20 protein-coding genes and 1 tRNA gene are annotated in these 18,964 nt (G+C 39.4%); 10 read left to right on the forward strand and 11 right to left on the reverse strand.

Translation table 11 applies throughout. The annotated features are described in order from the left end of the window. Positions 1 to 39: 39 nt before the first annotated feature. The 5 genes from PS1M3_RS04490 to PS1M3_RS04510 form a co-directional block, all read right to left on the reverse strand. On the reverse strand, positions 40 to 1,332 hold the full coding sequence (locus tag PS1M3_RS04490) for a HAMP domain-containing sensor histidine kinase (protein ID WP_203986479.1): 1,293 nt from the start codon (positions 1,330 to 1,332) through the stop codon (positions 40 to 42). 19 nt (positions 1,333 to 1,351) lie between these two features. Continuing rightward, positions 1,352 to 2,056, reverse strand: coding sequence for a response regulator transcription factor (locus PS1M3_RS04495; protein ID WP_006793914.1), 705 nt, complete (start codon positions 2,054 to 2,056; stop codon positions 1,352 to 1,354). A gap of 21 nt (positions 2,057 to 2,077) precedes the next feature. Further along, positions 2,078 to 2,461, reverse strand: a complete 384-nt coding sequence (locus PS1M3_RS04500) for a DUF3019 domain-containing protein (RefSeq protein ID WP_203986481.1) — start codon at positions 2,459 to 2,461, stop codon at positions 2,078 to 2,080. After that, positions 2,451 to 3,308: a MipA/OmpV family protein gene (locus PS1M3_RS04505; RefSeq protein ID WP_203986483.1), complete on the reverse strand. Its 858-nt coding sequence runs from the start codon at positions 3,306 to 3,308 to the stop codon at positions 2,451 to 2,453. The genes PS1M3_RS04500 and PS1M3_RS04505 overlap by 11 nt, the downstream gene beginning before the upstream one ends. A gap of 91 nt (positions 3,309 to 3,399) precedes the next feature. Beyond that, the gene (locus PS1M3_RS04510) at positions 3,400 to 4,203 is read right to left on the reverse strand and encodes a hypothetical protein (protein WP_039038535.1); all 804 of its coding nucleotides are present in this window, start codon (positions 4,201 to 4,203) and stop codon (positions 3,400 to 3,402) included. Positions 4,204 to 4,315: 112 nt separating this feature from the next. Here PS1M3_RS04510 and PS1M3_RS04515 point away from each other — a divergent pair, with 112 nt between their 5' ends. Then, positions 4,316 to 5,470 (forward strand): serine hydrolase, encoded by a 1,155-nt coding sequence (locus PS1M3_RS04515; RefSeq protein WP_203986484.1) that lies wholly within the window; start codon positions 4,316 to 4,318, stop codon positions 5,468 to 5,470. Beyond that, positions 5,467 to 5,976 carry a histidine phosphatase family protein gene (locus PS1M3_RS04520; RefSeq protein ID WP_203986487.1) on the forward strand — a complete coding sequence of 170 codons (510 nt, stop codon included), beginning with the start codon at positions 5,467 to 5,469 and terminating at the stop codon, positions 5,974 to 5,976. The genes PS1M3_RS04515 and PS1M3_RS04520 overlap by 4 nt, the downstream gene beginning before the upstream one ends. 81 nt (positions 5,977 to 6,057) lie before the next feature. Here PS1M3_RS04520 and yhbY read toward each other — a convergent pair whose 3' ends face one another. Beyond that, positions 6,058 to 6,354: a ribosome assembly RNA-binding protein YhbY gene (gene yhbY / locus PS1M3_RS04525; RefSeq protein ID WP_006793908.1), complete on the reverse strand. Its 297-nt coding sequence runs from the start codon at positions 6,352 to 6,354 to the stop codon at positions 6,058 to 6,060. 87 nt (positions 6,355 to 6,441) lie between these two features. Here yhbY and rlmE point away from each other — a divergent pair, with 87 nt between their 5' ends. From rlmE to PS1M3_RS04565, 8 genes are all read left to right on the forward strand, one after another. After that, entirely contained in the window at positions 6,442 to 7,071 is a 630-nt protein-coding gene (gene rlmE, locus PS1M3_RS04530; RefSeq protein WP_006793907.1) for a 23S rRNA (uridine(2552)-2'-O)-methyltransferase RlmE, read from the forward strand. Positions 7,072 to 7,137: 66 nt separating this feature from the next. Further along, positions 7,138 to 9,081, forward strand: a complete 1,944-nt coding sequence (ftsH, locus tag PS1M3_RS04535) for an ATP-dependent zinc metalloprotease FtsH (protein WP_033019700.1) — start codon at positions 7,138 to 7,140, stop codon at positions 9,079 to 9,081. 113 nt (positions 9,082 to 9,194) lie between these two features. Further along, positions 9,195 to 10,043, forward strand: a complete 849-nt coding sequence (gene folP / locus PS1M3_RS04540; RefSeq protein ID WP_203986490.1) for a dihydropteroate synthase — start codon at positions 9,195 to 9,197, stop codon at positions 10,041 to 10,043. Then, a complete protein-coding gene (gene glmM / locus PS1M3_RS04545; protein ID WP_138527419.1) occupies positions 10,040 to 11,389 on the forward strand; it encodes a phosphoglucosamine mutase in 1,350 nt (449 codons plus the stop codon). The genes folP and glmM overlap by 4 nt, the downstream gene beginning before the upstream one ends. Positions 11,390 to 11,460: 71 nt before the next feature. Beyond that, positions 11,461 to 12,210 carry a triose-phosphate isomerase gene (tpiA, locus tag PS1M3_RS04550; RefSeq protein ID WP_138527418.1) on the forward strand — a complete coding sequence of 250 codons (750 nt, stop codon included), beginning with the start codon at positions 11,461 to 11,463 and terminating at the stop codon, positions 12,208 to 12,210. A 1-nt stretch (position 12,211) separates the two neighbouring features. Beyond that, the gene (secG, locus tag PS1M3_RS04555) at positions 12,212 to 12,565 is read left to right on the forward strand and encodes a preprotein translocase subunit SecG (RefSeq protein ID WP_138527417.1); all 354 of its coding nucleotides are present in this window, start codon (positions 12,212 to 12,214) and stop codon (positions 12,563 to 12,565) included. A gap of 66 nt (positions 12,566 to 12,631) precedes the next feature. Next, positions 12,632 to 12,716: transfer RNA gene (locus PS1M3_RS04560), tRNA-Leu, on the forward strand. Between the two features lie 291 nt (positions 12,717 to 13,007). Further along, positions 13,008 to 14,633 carry a methyl-accepting chemotaxis protein gene (locus tag PS1M3_RS04565; protein WP_138527416.1) on the forward strand — a complete coding sequence of 542 codons (1,626 nt, stop codon included), beginning with the start codon at positions 13,008 to 13,010 and terminating at the stop codon, positions 14,631 to 14,633. Between the two features lie 93 nt (positions 14,634 to 14,726). Here PS1M3_RS04565 and PS1M3_RS04570 read toward each other — a convergent pair whose 3' ends face one another. The 5 genes from PS1M3_RS04570 to PS1M3_RS04590 form a co-directional block, all read right to left on the reverse strand. Continuing rightward, the gene (locus PS1M3_RS04570) at positions 14,727 to 16,220 is read right to left on the reverse strand and encodes an IS66 family transposase (RefSeq protein WP_203987272.1); all 1,494 of its coding nucleotides are present in this window, start codon (positions 16,218 to 16,220) and stop codon (positions 14,727 to 14,729) included. A gap of 77 nt (positions 16,221 to 16,297) precedes the next feature. Then, a complete protein-coding gene (gene tnpB, locus PS1M3_RS04575; protein ID WP_036956871.1) occupies positions 16,298 to 16,648 on the reverse strand; it encodes an IS66 family insertion sequence element accessory protein TnpB in 351 nt (116 codons plus the stop codon). After that, a complete protein-coding gene (locus tag PS1M3_RS04580) occupies positions 16,645 to 16,947 on the reverse strand; it encodes an IS66 family insertion sequence element accessory protein TnpB (protein ID WP_138741057.1) in 303 nt (100 codons plus the stop codon). The genes tnpB and PS1M3_RS04580 overlap by 4 nt, the downstream gene beginning before the upstream one ends. Positions 16,948 to 17,243: 296 nt before the next feature. After that, entirely contained in the window at positions 17,244 to 17,651 is a 408-nt protein-coding gene (locus PS1M3_RS04585; protein WP_138527415.1) for a phosphate ABC transporter substrate-binding protein, read from the reverse strand. 12 nt (positions 17,652 to 17,663) lie between these two features. Continuing rightward, the gene (locus PS1M3_RS04590; RefSeq protein WP_203986491.1) at positions 17,664 to 18,809 is read right to left on the reverse strand and encodes a porin; all 1,146 of its coding nucleotides are present in this window, start codon (positions 18,807 to 18,809) and stop codon (positions 17,664 to 17,666) included. Positions 18,810 to 18,964: the final 155 nt, after the last annotated feature.

Below are 18,964 nucleotides of genomic sequence, written 5' to 3' on the forward strand. Positions count from 1 at the left end.
TTGTTTTAAAAATGTTAATTACACCGCGTAATTTATACTTTACGATTTATAATGCTGGGTAATACTAAGGGTAAAGCAGGCTCCGCCTAAGTGCTTACTTTTGCTAACAGTAATAGTACCGTTATGCCAGTCAGCGACCTTTTCAACAATAGCCAAGCCAAGGCCATAGCTTTTATCTGCGCGGTTTCTATGATCTTCTTCTCTAAAGAATGGGCTTAATACATTTTTAAAGTTTTCTTGGGCAATCCCTGGGCCATCATCTTCAACAGTTATGATAAGTTGGCGTTCGTGAACTTTGGCGCTCAAGTAGATATATTGTTCGGCAAAATCGCAGGCATTGGTCAGCAGGTTTGTAATTGCACGTGCTAACCAATGAAGGTCGGCCACAATAATGTCAGTTGAGCTATTAAGATCAACACTTAGCATTTGTGATTCTAACTTTGGGGCAAGCTGAACTAAAATGTTTTCAAGGTAATGCTTTATATTTGTAGAAGAGTACGTCAATTTGTTTGCGTTTTGCTCAAGTGTTGCAAACGCTAAGTAGCTTTTAAGCATGGATTCCATATGATCTAAATCGTTTTCCATACGCTCTAAATAGGTTTTTATTTTTTTCTCATCATGGGTATCTAAGGCGGCATCTAAGCCAAAGCGAAGACAGGCAATAGGGGTGCGTATATCGTGCGATAAACTTGATGCCATTAATTTATTCTCAGCGACAAGTTTTTCAATTTGGCTCGCCATACGGTTAAACGTTAACTCTACATCTCTTATATACGTGAAATGCGAGGCGTTAATTCTGGCTTGTGTATTGCCTGATGCAAACTGTTTAGCAGCCTCATTGAGTACACTTAGTCGCTTAGCGAGTGGCGCAATAATGAATCCCATTAAAATGCATAAGCCAGCATAAAAAAGCAAAGTTAAAAATATATCATTTCGTTTATCGGTGTCTGCGCTTTTTTTAAGTCGCATAGAAATATGAAAGGGGTTTAGCGCTTGGTTGCTATACAGCATATAAAAACCTTGCTGATCTTCTAAAATCAATCCGCCGACAGCATGCATTTGAAGTAATAATGAAGGAGGTAAAGCAAGTGATTCATTAGGTTTATAATCGATTGATAGATCAAACTCTTCACCTAGCTGCTTAACATATGCGCCACGTTCAGAGGTGGGAATATTTGCCAGTTGCTTACTAAACCCCATCATCATTTTGCTTTGCACACTAAATTCGTCTTGTGGGGTGTGTGCTTGCTGGCTAAAGGCGTCTATAAGCCACCCTAAAACCACAATAGATACCAGTGCGCTGCCAAGTAGTGATATGTAAAACTTTTTCATTTAAGCATACAGCTGTAAGTTACCATGCAGTAGAGACGAGCAAGTAACCACGCCCCCAAATTGTCTTAATTTTTTCAGGGTTTTGTGGGTCGTCGCTAAACTTTTTTCTTAGTGCAGAAATAAGCACATCGACACTTCTATCAAGTCCGTCGTATTCACGTCCTTTAGTGGCTTTAAAAACCGCGTCACGTGATACAACTTGGCCCGCATTACTTGCCAAATAATGCAAAAGTAAATATTCTGCACTGGAAATATTAACGTCTTGGCCGTTAAATTTCACGTTTCTCGATTCGGTATTAATATTAAGCGAACCGACCGAAATTGTGCTTTCTACTTTTTCCAATTTATTGGGCTCACTGCTTTGACGAAGCGCCGCTTTTATACGAGCGAGCAAAGCGCGCGGGCGTACTGGTTTCATTATATAATCGCTCGCACCTACCTCTAAACCTATAACTTCATCCATTTCTTCATCACGTGCTGTAAGCATAATAATAGGCGCATTATAAAAGCTACGAAGTTCTCTACATACACTAATGCCATCTTGACCAGGTAACATAATATCAAGTAGGACAATGTTTGGGTTCAAGGTTTTTACCTGACTGACAACTTCATCACCTCGGTGACAAACATGTGTAGTGTAGCCTTGTTCAGTTAGGTATTCGGCTACCCACTGAGCCAATGATGCATCATCTTCTACTAATAAAATAGTGCCGTAATTATCCATAAATTATCCTTAATGCAGTGGCTAAAATAATCGCCAGCGACGCTTTTTTTGTCTGTTTTGATATACCCACTGAAGTTTTACTTCTGCAGTGCCAATTATTTTTGATGTATTACTATCAAATAGTTCAAATGCGATACTTTGCTTAGAATCAAACGCGTAATTTAATGTGCCTTGTTGCTGTTTGAGCCAACATTGCATAATGTATTTTGATGTTGCATCGCGTAGGCAATAATTACCAATAATGGGTTGGTGCCACGTAATAACAACGTCGGCATAACAATCGCGGCCTTCACGAAGAGCTACGCACGTATCAGGAACCGCGGTTAAAGTATTTTGTGTATCGCTAGATTGCGCAAGCGCTGATACAGGAAAAATTATTAGCGAACAAAACCATCTAAAAAACATAACGTAGGCCTACCTTGGCTTTATGCTGATACCCTTGAGAAATAATTGGGCTGTCGTCGATTTCTGCTGAAAACCATGTGGAAAGAAAGCCAGCTAGAAAAACCCAATCTTGGCTCATTGGGTATTCAGCATGAAATTCAAATATTAGGCTGGTACTTGCATGTGCATCATAAAAAGGTCGGTTTTCGGCTACTTCTTCTTGGTCAATGCCAAAATAATAATTTGTAAAATCAGCTGAATAAGCACTTACGCCAACACCGGATCTAAATTCCCAGTTTCGCCACGGTAAAATTTGGCTAAAGAAGGTGTTAACAACCCAGCTGTTATGGGCGCCAGAAACATCATAAAGGTATTCAAATGAGATTTGAGAGTTTTCGAATCGGCGTGTAAGCCTTAGACCAACACCAAAATCATAGCGACGAGACTTTATGCCATCAAGCTCTGCAATTACACCACTGTTATAAAAGCCAAGGCCTTTCTCGTCAAAGCCTGCTTGGGTGTTCGTGCCCAGTATATCCAAGCCCCAATCATACTTATCAATGATACTGTAGCCGATAATAAGACCACCACTGAGTTGGTTATGGTCAAAGTCGAGATAAAATCGGTCGTATGATACAGCAAGGCTTAAATCGAGCTCTAAATCGGTGTCGTAGGCATTAGTGCCGACTAGGTAGGTATCTTCTACAAAATAACTTGCCCCTGCGCTCCAGTCCCATGCAAAGCCTTGAGTTGGCTCAAGCGTGTTGTCTGCATAATAACGATTACTTGCTTGGGCTGAGGTCGCTATAAGGCTCAAACTGAACAAGACAATACTAAAAAGAGTACGGTTAAGTAAGGTATATTTCATCCACGTTGAGCCTGATTATTTGTTGTTATAGTGCGTAGTATATTGTTAAGGTGTACCCTTAATCTGTAAAAAAATGTAGCAAATGTTACTTTTACTGAACTTTAATTTTATCTATTAAGATACTGCTTAAGTAAAATTGCATCATAGGTGTTAGAGCACTGACTTCTGTGCGGCTACACGGACCACTTAACTTACTTAGGCTAGATAATTTAGACAGCATTTGATACTCAGGGATTTTCACCTCTTTACCCACTCTAGCTAAACGTGCTTCTTCTGTGTTTTGCTGGTGGATAAATGCAACAACCTCTAGTTCGTTTGTAATTCTTTGTTCTTCACTTAAGCTGTAAATTAGCGGCTCTCGGTGAAAGCTGGCACTATCTATTGACGACGTTGCAAACCACACTACATCACCAGACGCTTTGTGTGTTAAACGCATATTAACTTCTGCAAAAATAGATGCACATTGCTGCGTTGGGTATTGCTTTGCAATATTTTCAAACAAGACAAATGGCTTTTCAGGTGTGGCAATTGAATACTGTGTGTTTTCTTTAAATGTTAAGTCGAGCTTTTGAATAGTCAGCGTGTAATCACTGTTATTTTTACTCGTAACTTTAAGCTGTTTATCGTTAAGTGCTTGGCTTATTTGCGATAGTAGAGTGTCGGTTACACTTGCTTTATCGGTAATTATTTTTACAGTTTGATTTTGTAAAACTTTGTGTGCAGGCAATTGCACCGACTTCACTTTTGGTGAAGCATGCTCTGTTTGGTATTTAAGCTGATATGTTTGCGTTGTTAATGCTGGCTTTAACGGCATAGCCAAAGGTTCTGCTGGTTGTTTGGTAATAGCACAACCTGATGAAAATAAAACAAAAAGTAATACAACTAAAAAACGCATAAATACTTAACACCCACAAAAAGTACAATAATTTTTGTATTGTACGTTAGTCCAAAGAAAAGTTCATGATATTATGCATACAGAGGCAGTTAAAAAGATAAAGTATTAAAAAATGAAGCGCTTACCACTTTTAAAGTATTGCTTAACTGCAGTGTGTTTTGTGTATGCAACCGTTAGTTTTGCAGCGCAGCAAGACCCAAATTGGGATAGTTTTGTAAAAAAGTATGGCCGTTACGCAGAAAAAAAACTCACGAGTAAAGGCATTCCAGGAGCTGCACTTTCGATAGTTAATTTAGGCAATAGTGATTACATCTATGCGGTCGGACGAACAAAAGCCCGAAATGGTCAAAAGGTTAATGTTCACACTCGTTTTAGACTGGCGTCGGTGTCTAAAACATTTGCAGGCTCTCTGGCTGCAAAATTATCTAGTGATGGGCTCATAAAATTAGATAACTCCGTCAGTAATTACTTACCTGATTTTATAGGCACAGAATACGAAGACAACTTAAAAGTTTATCACTTACTTAGCCATTCTAGCGGCTTGGTGCCAAACGCATATGACAATTTAATTGAGTCGCGAATGGATTATCCCGATATAGTACAAAAGTTAGTGACGGTTAAACCTATTTGCGAGCCTGGTATATGCTACGGTTATCAAAACGTCATGTTTAGTTTAATTGATGATGTTATTTTAAAAAGTACAAATAAAGATTATTCACAATGGCTAAATGAAGGCATTTTTCAGCCACTTGATATGGTTGATGCTAGCTTGGGTTATGAAGCCATGGTGGTTGATAGTAATTACGCTTTACCGCACGTACGTGGAAAAAAACGTTGGTACACTGCAAAGCTGAAAAAAAATTACTACAAAGTTGGACCCGCAGCTGGTGTTAATGCTAGTGCAAGCGATATGGCTATCTGGTTAAAGGCGCAATTAGGTCACTACCCTGAAGTGTTGTCACTCGATGCTTTGTCTAAACAAACTCGGCCCTATACACGCACTAAAAAAGAAATGTACCGCAGGGTGTGGAAAAAACAGTTACACGAAGCTTATTACGGCTTAGGCTGGCGAGTATACAATTACGATAATGAAACCTTGTATTATCATAGTGGTTGGGTGCAAGGATACCGAAGTGATTTGGTGGTATTTCCCCATTTAAATATTGGCTTTAGCTTAGTGTTAAACGCCGAGACAGGGTTAATTAATGAGTTAACGACCGAGTTTATTAATCGTTTGTTGAAGTACAAACGTGAGCAGACAATATGAAAGTAAAATACGGTGTTTTTATCTTGTTATGTGCAGTTTTATTTAATAGCCAATATGTATTTTCGGCTCCAGAAAAAATATACCTTTTTCGCCATAGTGAAAAACTAGCAGGTAAAAACCCAGCGTTAACTCAGCAAGGCTATAAACGGGCAGAGCAGCTAGTCACATTATTTAAGCAATTTGATAAGGTACATTTATTTAGTAGTAACTATAAACGTACTTTACAAACAGCAGGCCCACTTGCTGCGCATTTTGGCTCTGAAATAAAGATTTACAATGCTAGAGATTTGGCAGATTTAAAAAACCAGATAGTGTCTTTGAATGGCGTAGTTGCTGTGATTGGTCATAGCAATACAACTCCAGAACTTGCAACGTTGCTTTCAAATGAAGAAATAGAACCAATGAGTGAAATGCAGTTTTCACGCTATTTTTTGTTAAGCAAAAAAAAGCATCATGCAGATATAAAATATTTACTCAAAGACTTAGAAATGAATTTTACTTTTTAGAATTCAGGGCTAAATAAATAATAAAAAACCAGCCTATAGCTGGTTTTTTTATTAAGCGCAATAATTTACTCAGAAATTAAATTAGTTACGCGGCAGTTGAATTTTTTTCTCAGGGCTTTGGCGGTAAAGCACAATAGTGTGGCCAATTGTTTGAAGCTTTGTCGCACCTGTTTCACGAACGATAGCTTCAAAAATAAGCGCTTTGGTTTCACGATCGTCAGTTGGTACTTTAACTTTGATTAATTCGTGAATTTCTAGTGCACTTTGAATTTCCATCACTACGCCTTCGGTTAAACCGTTAGAACCTAGTAAAACTACAGGCTTAAGGCTATGTGCCTCGCCTTTTAAAAACTGCTTTTGTTTATTTGATAATGTCATGTTTATACAAATTTTGCTGAATATGGCTTGAATTAAGGGTATTCTAACGCCATCTAGAGAATATTACTAATTAGTTGCGTGTAATTTATGACAAATAAAAAACAGTCAGCCAGTTCACAGCGATGGTTGAAAGAACATTTTGATGATAAATATGTTCAGGAAGCGCAAAAAAAAGGCTGGCGTTCAAGAGCGGTTTTTAAATTAGATGAAGTACAAAATAGAGATAAGTTACTTCGCCCTGGTATGACTGTGGTGGATTTAGGGGCTGCTCCGGGTAGTTGGTCACAGTATTTAGCCGAGAAGGTAGGTGACAAGGGGCAAGTTGTTGCTTGTGATATTTTACCTATGGACTCTTTAGCGGGTGTTGATTTTTTACAAGGTGACTTTCGTGAAGAAGCCGTGTTAGATGCTTTATTAAAACGCATTGATGGAAAAAATGTTGATGTGGTACTCTCTGACATGGCACCGAACATGAGTGGTAATAACTCAGTGGACCAAGCTGGAAGTATGTATTTAGTTGAGCTTGCGCTAGATATGTGTAATCAAGTTCTAAAGAAAAATGGTGCATTTATTGTTAAGGTTTTCCAAGGCGAAGGCTTTGATCAATACTTGCAGGAAGTACGTAATAGTTTTAAAGCAGTGAAAATACGCAAACCTGATGCCTCACGTGCCCGTTCTCGGGAAGTATATATAGTAGCGACTGGATACAAACTGTAGTACAGTTGCTTGGCGTTTAGTTGAATTTAAATTAATTGGATACAAGAGGTTAACCCCTTGAGCGATATGGCGAAAAATTTAATACTATGGCTGGTCATTGCAGTTGTGCTTATGTCAGTCTTTCAGAGCTTTAATGGTGGCGAGCAAATCGACCGTCAAACAAGTTACAGTCAGTTTGTAAAAGATGCCCGAAATGGCTCAATACAAGAAGTGGCAATCGAGAGTACCAGTGGAACAATCACAGGTACTAAAAATAATGGTGAGCGCTTTCAAACCATTATGCCAATCTACGACAAAGACATTTTAAATGACTTACTTAAAAGTGATGTAAACGTGAAAGGTGTAAAGCCTGAAGAACAATCATTTTTAGCAAGCATATTTATTTCTTGGTTCCCGATGATACTGCTTATTGGTGTATGGATTTTCTTCATGCGTCAAATGCAAGGCGGTGGCGGCAAAGGCGCTATGTCATTCGGCAAGAGCAAAGCACGTTTAATGAGCGAAGACCAAATCAAAACTACGTTCGCCGATGTTGCTGGTTGTGATGAAGCAAAAGAAGACGTTACCGAATTGGTTGACTTCCTTCGCGACCCGTCTAAATTCCAAAAATTAGGTGGTAGTATACCTAAGGGTGTACTTATGGTTGGACCGCCAGGTACAGGTAAAACGTTGCTTGCTAAGGCTGTTGCCGGCGAAGCAAAAGTACCCTTTTTTACAATTTCGGGTTCTGACTTTGTTGAAATGTTCGTTGGTGTAGGCGCATCGCGCGTACGTGACATGTTTGAACAAGCCAAAAAAGCAGCGCCTTGTATTATCTTCATCGATGAAATTGATGCAGTAGGTCGTAAACGTGGCGCAGGTATGGGCGGCGGTAACGATGAGCGCGAACAAACATTAAACCAAATGCTGGTAGAAATGGATGGTTTTGGTGGTAACGAAGGCATTATTGTTATTGCTGCGACTAACCGCCCAGACGTATTAGACCCGGCATTACTTCGTCCTGGTCGTTTTGACCGTCAAGTAGAAGTTGGTTTACCTGATATACGCGGCCGCGAACAGATTATTAAAGTGCACATGCGTAAAGTACCATTAGGTGACAACGTTGATGCAGCTGTAATCGCACGCGGCACCCCAGGTTTTTCGGGTGCTGATTTAGCTAACTTAGTCAACGAAGCCGCACTTTACGCCGCACGTGGTAACAAACGTGTTGTAAACATGGCTGAGTTTGATGCTGCTAAAGACAAAATCATGATGGGCGCAGAGCGCAAGACCATGGTGATGAGCGAGCAAGAGAAAGAAATGACGGCATACCACGAAGCCGGCCATGCAATTGTTGGACGCATGGTGCCAGAGCATGACCCTGTTTATAAAGTATCTATCATTCCACGTGGCCGTGCGCTAGGTGTGACTATGTATTTACCAGAGCAAGATCGTGTTAGCCATTCTAAAGAGCTATTAGAATCAATGATTTCTAGCCTTTATGGTGGCCGAATCGCTGAAGCACTTATTTACGGTGCCGACAAAGTGACTACCGGTGCGAGTAACGATATTGAACGTGCAACAGACATAGCACGTAAAATGGTTACACATTGGGGGTTAAGTGAAAAACTTGGACCACTACTTTACGCCGAAGATCAAAACGAAATGTACATGGGTGGTGGCGGTAGTCGTGCATCTAACATGTCGGATGATACAGCTAAAGTAATTGATGCGGAGGTTCGTTTATTTTCAGATAGAAACTACGAGCGTGCCGAAAAAATATTGAAAGAGAATATTGATATTCTTCATTCAATGAAAGACGCGTTAATGAAATATGAAACGATTGACGCTAAGCAAATTGACGACTTAATGGCGCGCCAGCCAGTGCGAGAGCCACGCGATGCTCATGACCGTCATGAGCCAAAAGCACCACAAACAGATTCTGTAAAGGAATCTGTTAGTGATGAAAGCCAATCAACAACAGAATCATCTAAAAAAGATGAAACAAATGTTGATGACAAAGCTGAATAATCGTTAAAATACTCAAAAAGCCCCGTACTTCGGGGCTTTTTTGTATCGGTTTCAATTTCGCTCAAATTTTTAGTTAGATTTGTTTGAATTCTGAAAAGCAAACAAGGCTCATTATGAACAACATTATTAATTTACCAAATGGTCGAGAACTAAATTTAATTGAGCCTGTGATTATGGGTATATTAAATGTAACCCCAGATTCATTTTCAGATGGTGGTAAATTTATAGAGCCCAGCATCGCTGTGCAGCGCGCATTACAGTTATTAACTGATGGCGCAAAAATAATAGATATTGGTGGTGAGTCTACTCGACCTGGTGCTCAGGCAGTTAGCCTTGATGATGAGCTTGAACGAGTGGTTCCAATAATAAGAGCTATACGTGCTCAGAGTGATTGTGTTATTTCTGTCGATACGAGTAAAGCTGAGGTGATGAGGCAAGCTATTTTAGCTGGTGCAGATATGGTAAATGATGTTCGCGCATTACAAGAGCCTGACGCACTGAATGTTGTTGCACAATTTGAAAACATCGCAATTTGCTTAATGCACATGCAGGGGCAGCCCCGAAGTATGCAAACATCTCCACAATATAATGATTTAATGGGCGATATTAATGAATTTTTTAAACGTCGCGTTAGTGCCTGTGAGGTAATGGGAATAAAAGCTCAGCAGCTTATTCTTGACCCAGGCTTTGGATTTGGAAAAACATTAAGCCATAATTACGAAATTTTAACCAAGTTTAATGACTTTAATAAATTAGGCTTGCCGTTATTAGCGGGGCTTTCTCGCAAGTCGATGATAGGTAACCTGTTAAACAGAGACACAAGCGAACGAATGGCCGGTAGTTTAGCTGGCGCACTTATTGCCGCACAAAATGGTGCAAAAATAATTCGTGTTCACGACGTAAAAGAAACTGCAGATGTACTTGGTGTTTACCAAGCGTGTATAAAAGGAATAATAGAATGAAACAAAGAAAGTATTTTGGCACAGATGGCGTACGTGGTTTAGTGGGAACAGCGCCAATCAACCCTGAATTTGCAATGAAGCTGGGTTGGGCTGCAGGACGTGTGCTATCAAAAGGTGGAACAAAAAAAGTTATTATTGGTAAAGACACGCGTATTTCTGGTTACATGCTTGAAACAGCCCTTGAAGCAGGCTTAATAGCCGCCGGTATTGATGTTGTTCTGCTTGGCCCAATGCCTACGCCGGCTGTTGCTTATTTAGCACAAACATTTAGGGCTGAAGCCGGTATTGTAATAAGCGCATCACATAATCCATATTACGACAACGGTATCAAATTTTTTAATGGTCAAGGTTTAAAACTTGATGATGCTGTAGAGCTCGAAATAGAGGCAATGCTTGATGAGCAAATGACCTGTGTGGCCTCAGATAAGTTAGGTAAAGCAACACGCTTGGCAAGTGCAGATGGACGTTATATTGAGTTTTGTAAGAGTCAGTTTCCACAAGGGCTGTCTTTAGAGGGATTAAAAGTGGTTGTAGATTGCGCTAACGGCGCAACATATCATATTGCCCCATCAGTCATGCGTGAGCTCGGCGCTGACGTAATTACGCATGCATGTGAGCCAAATGGTGTAAATATAAACCATGAATGCGGTGCAACTCATGTAGACACGTTAAAACGCAAAGTACTTGAACATAAAGCCGATGTAGGCATAGCTTATGATGGTGACGGCGACCGTGTAATGATGGTTGACCATAATGGCCGTGTATTTGATGGTGACGATTTAGTTTATATAATTGCTTGTCAGGCAGCGAACGATCATATTTTAGGTGGCGGTGTTGTTGGTACTGTTATGTCAAATATGGGTCTTGAAAATGCACTAAAAGCAAAAGGCATTGAGTTTGCTAGAAGCAAAGTTGGCGATCGCTATGTAATGGAATTACTTCAGCAAAAAGGCTGGAAAATTGGTGGAGAGAGTTCAGGCCATGTACTCAACCTAGACTTAATTTCAACGGGTGATGGTATTATATCAAGCTTGCAAGTGCTGGCTGCTATGGTTGCACAAAATAGAACGCTTCAAGATTTAGGCGCCGGGTTTACAAAATACCCAATGAAAATGATTAACGTGCGTTATACACCGGGTACCGATCCTACAACGGCGCCAAAAGTGCTTGCGGCTGTAGAAGAGGTAGAAAAAAGCTTAGGTAATAAAGGTCGCGTTTTACTTCGTAAATCAGGTACTGAACCTGTCGTTCGTGTTATGGTTGAAGCAGAGCAAGAAAAAATAGTATTAGACAGTGCACGTAAGATTGCAGAGATTGTCGAATCTATGAGCAAACAACCTGATTGATAACAATAACCTCTTGTAACTTCGGGCGATAAAAGTTAATATCTCGCCCGCTTTCTAATGTGGAGTGGAAAATGGCAATACGTAAGGCAATGGTCGCTGGCAATTGGAAAATGAATGGCTCAATAGAGCTAGTCAAAGATATGTCGGATGCTATAAATAGTATTAAATCACCAGAAATAGATGTTATTTTATTTCCTCCATTCCCACTTGTTTCAGCAATGATTGCAAGCGGTGTCATAACAGGTGCTCAAACTGTATCTGAAAACACGCCAGGCGCTTTTACTGGTGAAGTTGATGCACAACTACTGAAAGATCTTGGCGTAAATTATGCGCTAGTTGGCCATTCAGAACGTCGTAGTATTTATAACGAAGGCAGCGATGTTATTGCTGATAAATTTGCTAGAGCTCAATCGGCTGGTTTAATACCCGTTCTTTGTGTTGGCGAAAGTGAAGCAGAGCAAGAAAGTGGACAAACAGAACATGTAGTTGCTGCTCAAATAGATGCGGTAATTAAAAAATTAGGTGTAGCAGCGCTGAAAGATTCTGTGATAGCATACGAGCCCGTTTGGGCCATAGGCACAGGTAAGACTGCATCGCCAGAACAGGCACAAGCTGTTCACAAATTTATCCGTGACAAAATTGCGTCTTTAGACAGTAATTTAGCACAAGGGCTTACCATCTTATATGGTGGAAGCGTTAACGAAAAAAATAGCGAATTATTATTTGCACAACCAGATATTGACGGTGGCCTTATTGGAGGTGCTAGTCTAAAAGCAGCATCTTTTGTTGCTATCTGTAATAGTGCAAAAGGGACCGTATAAGATGTACGAAATTTTATTAGTAGTTTATTTAGTTGTAGCTTTAGCTTTAGTTGGTATGGTTTTAATCCAACAAGGTAAAGGTGCTGATATGGGGTCTTCATTTGGTGCAGGCGCTTCTGGAACTGTATTTGGTTCTTCAGGTGCTGGTAACTTTATGACAAAGACAACAACAAGCCTAGCTACAGTCTTTTTTGTGCTAAGTATAGTTTTAGGTAACTTAACAGCCGGTCAAATAAAACAGACTGATGAATGGGAAAACCTAGAAGCAGCGCCTGCACTAGAAACAGTAGTACCTGTTGAAGAAGATGTTCCTGTTACTTCTAACGAAGAAAGTAACTCAGACGTACCAAACTAATACAGTTTAACGTTCAGCTATTTGTTAACCTCAAACAAATAAAAAAAGCGAACAAAAATTTAAAATGCGGATGTGGTGGAATTGGTAGACACGCTACCTTGAGGGGGTAGTGCTTTAGGGCGTGGGGGTTCAAGTCCCCCCATCCGCACCAAATTTAAAACCAGTAGCAGTAATGTTACTGGTTTTTTTATTTCTAAAATTTGTTTTGATTGTTTTTTGCACTTAAAACGTTTGTGTTATAACAATAATTTAGATTTTTTGATGATCTTTTTAACAGAAAACACATCGCGTACCCAATAATGTTTATTTTTTTGTGTTAATTTTAGTTTTTGGCTTAATTAATGATTAAAATGAAAAAAAAACTAGAAATTTTACAAATTTAACTCACACTTATCAGTATTGAGCCGATAATATATTTAGATAACTCAAAAAGGTAAATAGTATGGCTTCAGGCTTCTCTTTTCAAAACCTAAGCATAACTAAAAAAATACATGCAATAACATGTATTGCAGTTGTTGCTTTTATAATTATGGTATTAATTAATTTTCTTGCCATAGATGATAATAGGGCTTCTTTAGATGAAATGGGGAATTCTTCATATAAAGTTGTAAAGTTAACATCAGCGAATGTAGGGCTGTTAGAAAAACTCGATGAGCTTTACACGCAAGCAGTGACATTTGGTGAACAAGACTTAATAACCAAAGCTGATGACACTTACAAAACAATTGAATCAAATATAAATCTAATTAAGCAGATAAGTAATGGCTACATTAGTAATGATGTAGTGAAAGAATTAGCCGACTACGAAAAAATCTCAGCAACCATTGCTAATGGAATGGTAAATGGCACTGCCGACTTTAGTAAAATCCAGCAGCAAGCCCAGTTAAAAACAAGTCTTTATGGTTCTGTTTTAGAGAGCTTTAAAGCAGCGCAACAAAAAGCTGATAATCGTTTTTTTGAATTAGTTGAAAGCACTAACACGCGTTCTGATAATGCACTTACTTTAATGCTTGCTGTGTCCATCGTGTCTTTATTGCTGCTTTTATTTATGGCTATATGGATAGCAAAGAATATTGGCTCTTCAGCAAGTGATGCAGCAAATAATTTAAGTTTATTAGCGAATGGTAAAGGGTCTTTGAGTACCCAGTTAACCGTGAATTCTAAAGATGAAATTGGCCAAGTTTCTATCAACTTTAATTCTTTTATTGCGCTGTTAAAAGAAACCGTACTTGAAGTAATTGCTGTATGTGAACCTCTAATGGAAAACTCTACCCGATTAGTACAAGGTATGGAGCAGGCAGAGCGTGCAACAACTAAACAAACAACAGATGCTGAAATTGTTAAGCAATCAATGGAAGAGATGAAGCAAAGTGTGGGTGATATTTCTCAATCTGCAGCAAATGCATCACACGCCGCTGAAACAGCAGAAAAAGAAGTAGAACAAAGCCGTACACAAGTACAAATGTCAGTAAATGCGTCTCGTACATTGAGTGATGAAATTAACCAAGCGGCAACAACAATTAATAAACTTGCGGACGACACAAAAAACGTATCGCAAATATTGAATGTAATTACTTCAATTGCTGATCAAACCAACTTACTTGCGCTTAATGCGGCTATTGAGGCTGCGCGTGCTGGTGAACATGGCCGTGGGTTTGCGGTAGTAGCTGATGAAGTACGAGAGCTTGCATCACGTACCGCTCATTCTACAAATGAGATTAGAGAGTTGTTAGGAGCACTGACAACGGCTGCTAATGACTCGGTTACTGCCATGACTTCTGCTCGTGATATGGCTACAGATAATGCAACAGCGGCTGAAAAAACAGGTATATCAATAGAAAAAATAGCAGAGCAAATGTTAGAAATAAACGGTATGAACTCTCAGATTGCAGCAGCGACAGAAGAGCAAACATCGGTTGCAGCCATGGTTGTAGAAAATGTTTCTAATATGCATGTTTCTTTTGAAGATACCATGGATTCATTACTAGCTGTAAGAGATGTAGCTAAAAATCTACATTACTTATCAGATAACCTGCTAGATGCAACAGCCAAATTTAGAATTGAGTAATATACGTAAAATTTACACCAATAGAGCCTCCAAGTGGAGGCTTTTTTGTTTTGTAGGCTAGTAGGTATTACGTAAGCGTCCGGCAATCTACACCTAGCTTTTGATATTCCAAGGCAGTAAATCATCGATTTGGCAACCCGGTTTGCAGATTTGGGTTAAATAATAGCTAATATAATCGTAAGGTATTAGTCCGTTGGCCTTTGCCGTTTCCACTATGCTGTAGAGCATTGCACTGGCGTTGGCCCCATTAGCTGTTTGGCTAAACAGCCAATTTTTGCGGCCAATGACAAAGGGTTTAATCGCCCGCTCAGCGCGATTATTGTCGATAGACAAATGACCATCTTCAACATATTGAACCAACTTATCCCATTGATTCAGGCTGTAGTTGAGCGCTTCCCCTAATTTGGATTTAGGTAAGGTATTGAGCAAAGATTTTTCCAACCAAGCTTTATATTGGTTAAGTAATGGCTCCGACTCTTTTTTCCGGATGGCTTGTTTTTCAGGCGCTGTTTTATCTTTGATTCTGGTTTCAATTCGATACAGTTTTTGAATATGATTCAACGCCCAATTTGCTTTGCCCGTTTTTCCTTTGGGTTGCGCTTTTTCAGCTTCATCAAACTTACGCCGTGCATGTGCCCAGCAGCCAGCAAGCTTAGCTTTAGTTTGGTCATACCCTTGGTAACCATCCACTTGAAGGTAACCTGTATAATTAAGTAAAAAATTCGCAGGATAACAACCTGAACGACCCGGCTGATATTCATACAGTACGATATTTTTAAATGGGTTATTTGCTACAGGCGTGTCAGTACCTGTGCAATATAACCACATATAGGATTTTGTTTTGTCATCACTCACCACATTGACTGTGGTCTCGTCCGCTTGAATGACATGTTGCTCTAATAAGATTTGATGCAATTTGTCATACAGTGGTTTAAATAAACTGGCACATTTGATTATCCAGTCACTCATGGTTTGTCGACTGATTTCAATGCCGTGTTGTTTAAACATGGTTTCTTGCCGATAAAGCGGCAGAGCGTATTGATATTTACTGGTGATGATTTGGCTGAGTAAGCTTGGTGTTGCAATGCCTTTAGGAATTGGACTCGCTGGCATCGGGGCTTGTTTGATTTGAACTTGTGTTTCGTTTTGCTCACAGGCTCGGCAGCTGTATTTAGGTCTAACATGTTCAATCACTTTGATTTGAGCTGGAATAAATTCAAGTTTTTCAGATTTATCTTCACCCATTTTATGCATTTCACCACCGCAGCAGTCACAGCTTTTATTTTCGATGTCGTGCACAATCACTTCGCGTGGTAAATCAGCCGGTAACGCAGTGCGTTTAGCTTTTTTACGGGTGTAAGTAACGGTTTCGTTTTCAGCTTCAACTTCACGTTCTAACTCAGCGATGTCTTCCGCTTCGTTAAATAAATCACCTTGTGCAGGGTGGCCTTCGGTTGATTTACCGAATTGTTTTTGTTGGGCTAATTTGAATTGTTCTTCTAAATACGCGATTCTGGAATCTTTATCCGTTACTTGTTTTTCAAGTTCGGCAATGCGTTTGAGAAGTTGCTGCTCTAGTTCAGTCATAGGGGGTATTTTACCCTGTAACTCGCTGATTATCTGCATGTTATTCAGATTAAAAGCTGATCAGGTATGAGCTAAAGTTATAAGCTCAAGTTTGATAAAATCAGCGGTTTATGACCAACAATATCAAAGCCATCGAGCAGCCAGTGCAGTTGTTGCTCAGATAAAACAAGCTGGTTTTCATGCTCGGCATTCGGCCATTTAAACTTATTGTTTTCTAATCGCTTATGCCACAAAGCAAACCCCGTTTTATCCCAGTAAAGGATTTTGAGTTTATCTTTGCTTTTGTTGCAGAAGATAAATAAAGCACCGGACATCACATTTAAATTCATTTCAGCGACAACAATATTAGCTAAACCATTAATCGATTTTCGAAAGTCCACCACTGGGCGGTGCAGGTAAATGTCACTTGGCTCAACAAACATTTTCATTTAACTAAACCTCTAATCAAATCAGACAAATACTGTGCAGAGGTTGAACCTGGCAATTTTAATTCTCCAACCTGCAAAGTCAGTGTGATATGGGCAGGCTCAACGATTTCTTGCAAACGGGTTTGTTCAGTTTGAATGGTCACTTTGCTGAAACTAGATTGGGCGGTTAATTGTTTGCGGTACTTATAAAAAGTGGACGTTGCTAAGTTATTTTGCTGGCAAAAATCTTGTATGTTTAAACCAGAGCCTGGTTGTCGGTGAATTAAATCTAGCCATTGTTGTGTTCGATTGGTTTGCATAACTCACTCCTGTTATTAAAAAGAAATGAGCTTAGCGAATATAAAATAAATGTTTAGGTGTGGTTTAGCCGACGGTTACGGTATTACCGACCTGCAATAACAGAGCATTTTAAAGTGCAAGACTGGACGCTAACTGTACTATTTACATTGATGAATTGGATAACAAACTTTTACCTTGCTTATTAACGCGTTTCCCATATTTTTAACAGCTTAGTTAATTAAGCTAATTGATATAACTTTTTACAGGCACAAAAAAACCACCATTTGGTGGTTTTTTAATTTACCGATTTAAACGGTTAAAAGGTCGCAACTACTTTTACGTTGCCACTCACTTTTGCGCTATCTACATAGCCGATAGCATCAGCATTAGCTGCTACAAAATCTATGACAGCTTGATCTGAGCCTAACTTCTCTGGTGGTGTACCTTTACCTGTAAATACAAGTTTAGACCAGTAAGCATTAAGCTGACTGCCAGATTTACCTACAACTTTATCGTTAAACTCATCTGCTGCAGCGGTTCCATCTTGGTTTACTGGATTTACTTTAGTACCATCACCAAATGACTTGGCTTTACCAAGGTATATCTTTTTAATTGTATCTGCATCTAAAGCATTTGCGTTACCAGCGTTAACTATTACCGCAACTTCTGCAAAAGTATTAATTGAGCACAATGAAAGTGCACTAGCTAAAATTAATTTTTTCATTATTTGCTCCAATTAAAATACAAGGTCAACGCCAACAGCAACAACATCAGTTTCTGTATCAGTTACATCGTCTTCAAAGCGGCTAAAATCGATTTTAAACGCTGCAGAAGGGTGAAAGTCGTAACGCGCGCCGATAGTGTATACATTGCTTTGCGCTTGAACACCTGTCAAGGCACCGTTTATAGCTGCATTCAGACTTGGCACTGTTGCAATTGGATCGAAGCGAGATGCATCATGTTTATCGTCATTATCTTCATACGTAAAATGGACTATAACGTCATCCAAGCGGTAACCTACAGATGCATAATATTGTGTTTGCTCAGTCAAAATACTGTTTTCTACTTCAAATTGTGTATATTCAGCATCAAATAAGAAATTATCATAATCAATTGAGAAGCCAAAGCCGAAAAAGCTGCTGTCATCTTCGTTTATTGCAATATCGTCAGCTAACGTGTTTAAGCTGTTTGCGCGAAGTGCAGCTTCTAATCCATTTAATGCAGCGCCGCTGGGGTCTGTTCCGTCAAGTGCAAATGATGATTCAGCAATCAAATATGCAGCACGAACACTGAACCAGTCGTATGCAAGCGTCCAGTTAATGCCAGCAAAATCATTAAGCTCAGCTTGAGTTTTTTCAGTGATTGCGTCTAATTCGCCGTCATAGCTTCCGTACATTAGCTGCACCGTTGAATCCCAATCACCAAGTTGTGTATTGTGCAATAAGCTTAAACCTTCATAGGTAGAAAAAGGAATGCTATAAACAGATTGAGGCGGGCGTACCCAGCGGTAAGCGTAACCTACATCAATAAAATCTGAGTAACGGTAAAAAGGTACACGCATTTTACCCGCGCTAATTTGTAACTCGTCGCTTAATTCATAAGTTACGTAGGCCCATTCAAATTCTGCGTCGAAATCATTCTCACCACGAGCAACAATTTGAGCTGTTGCCGTTAGCTTTTCCATAAGGTCAGCTGATAGCTGTAATGCAAAGACGCTTTCGTTTTTAAATGAAATGTCATCATCATATCCATATAAGGTACTGTCGCTATCAAGGCTCTTTCCACCGACAATTGATGCAAAGCCATTAATTCGAACTTCGGCGCTAGCATAGTTTGTTGCTAAAGCCGCACATAATGCTACTGCTACAGATAGCTTTTTCATATGTATTTCCTATTAGTTAATTAGATGTTGATTCGAGCATATTATAGAAGTGAAATAGAGCTATATCTAATCAATTTAGCAAGTTAGTAGTAAAAATTAATTAAATTAATACTTTACTATTGGTTTTTGAAGAGGGATACCTGATATTTTTAATG

This window comes from Pseudoalteromonas sp. PS1M3, from assembly GCF_016865405.1.
In the GTDB taxonomy this organism is placed as follows: domain Bacteria; phylum Pseudomonadota; class Gammaproteobacteria; order Enterobacterales; family Alteromonadaceae; genus Pseudoalteromonas; species Pseudoalteromonas marina.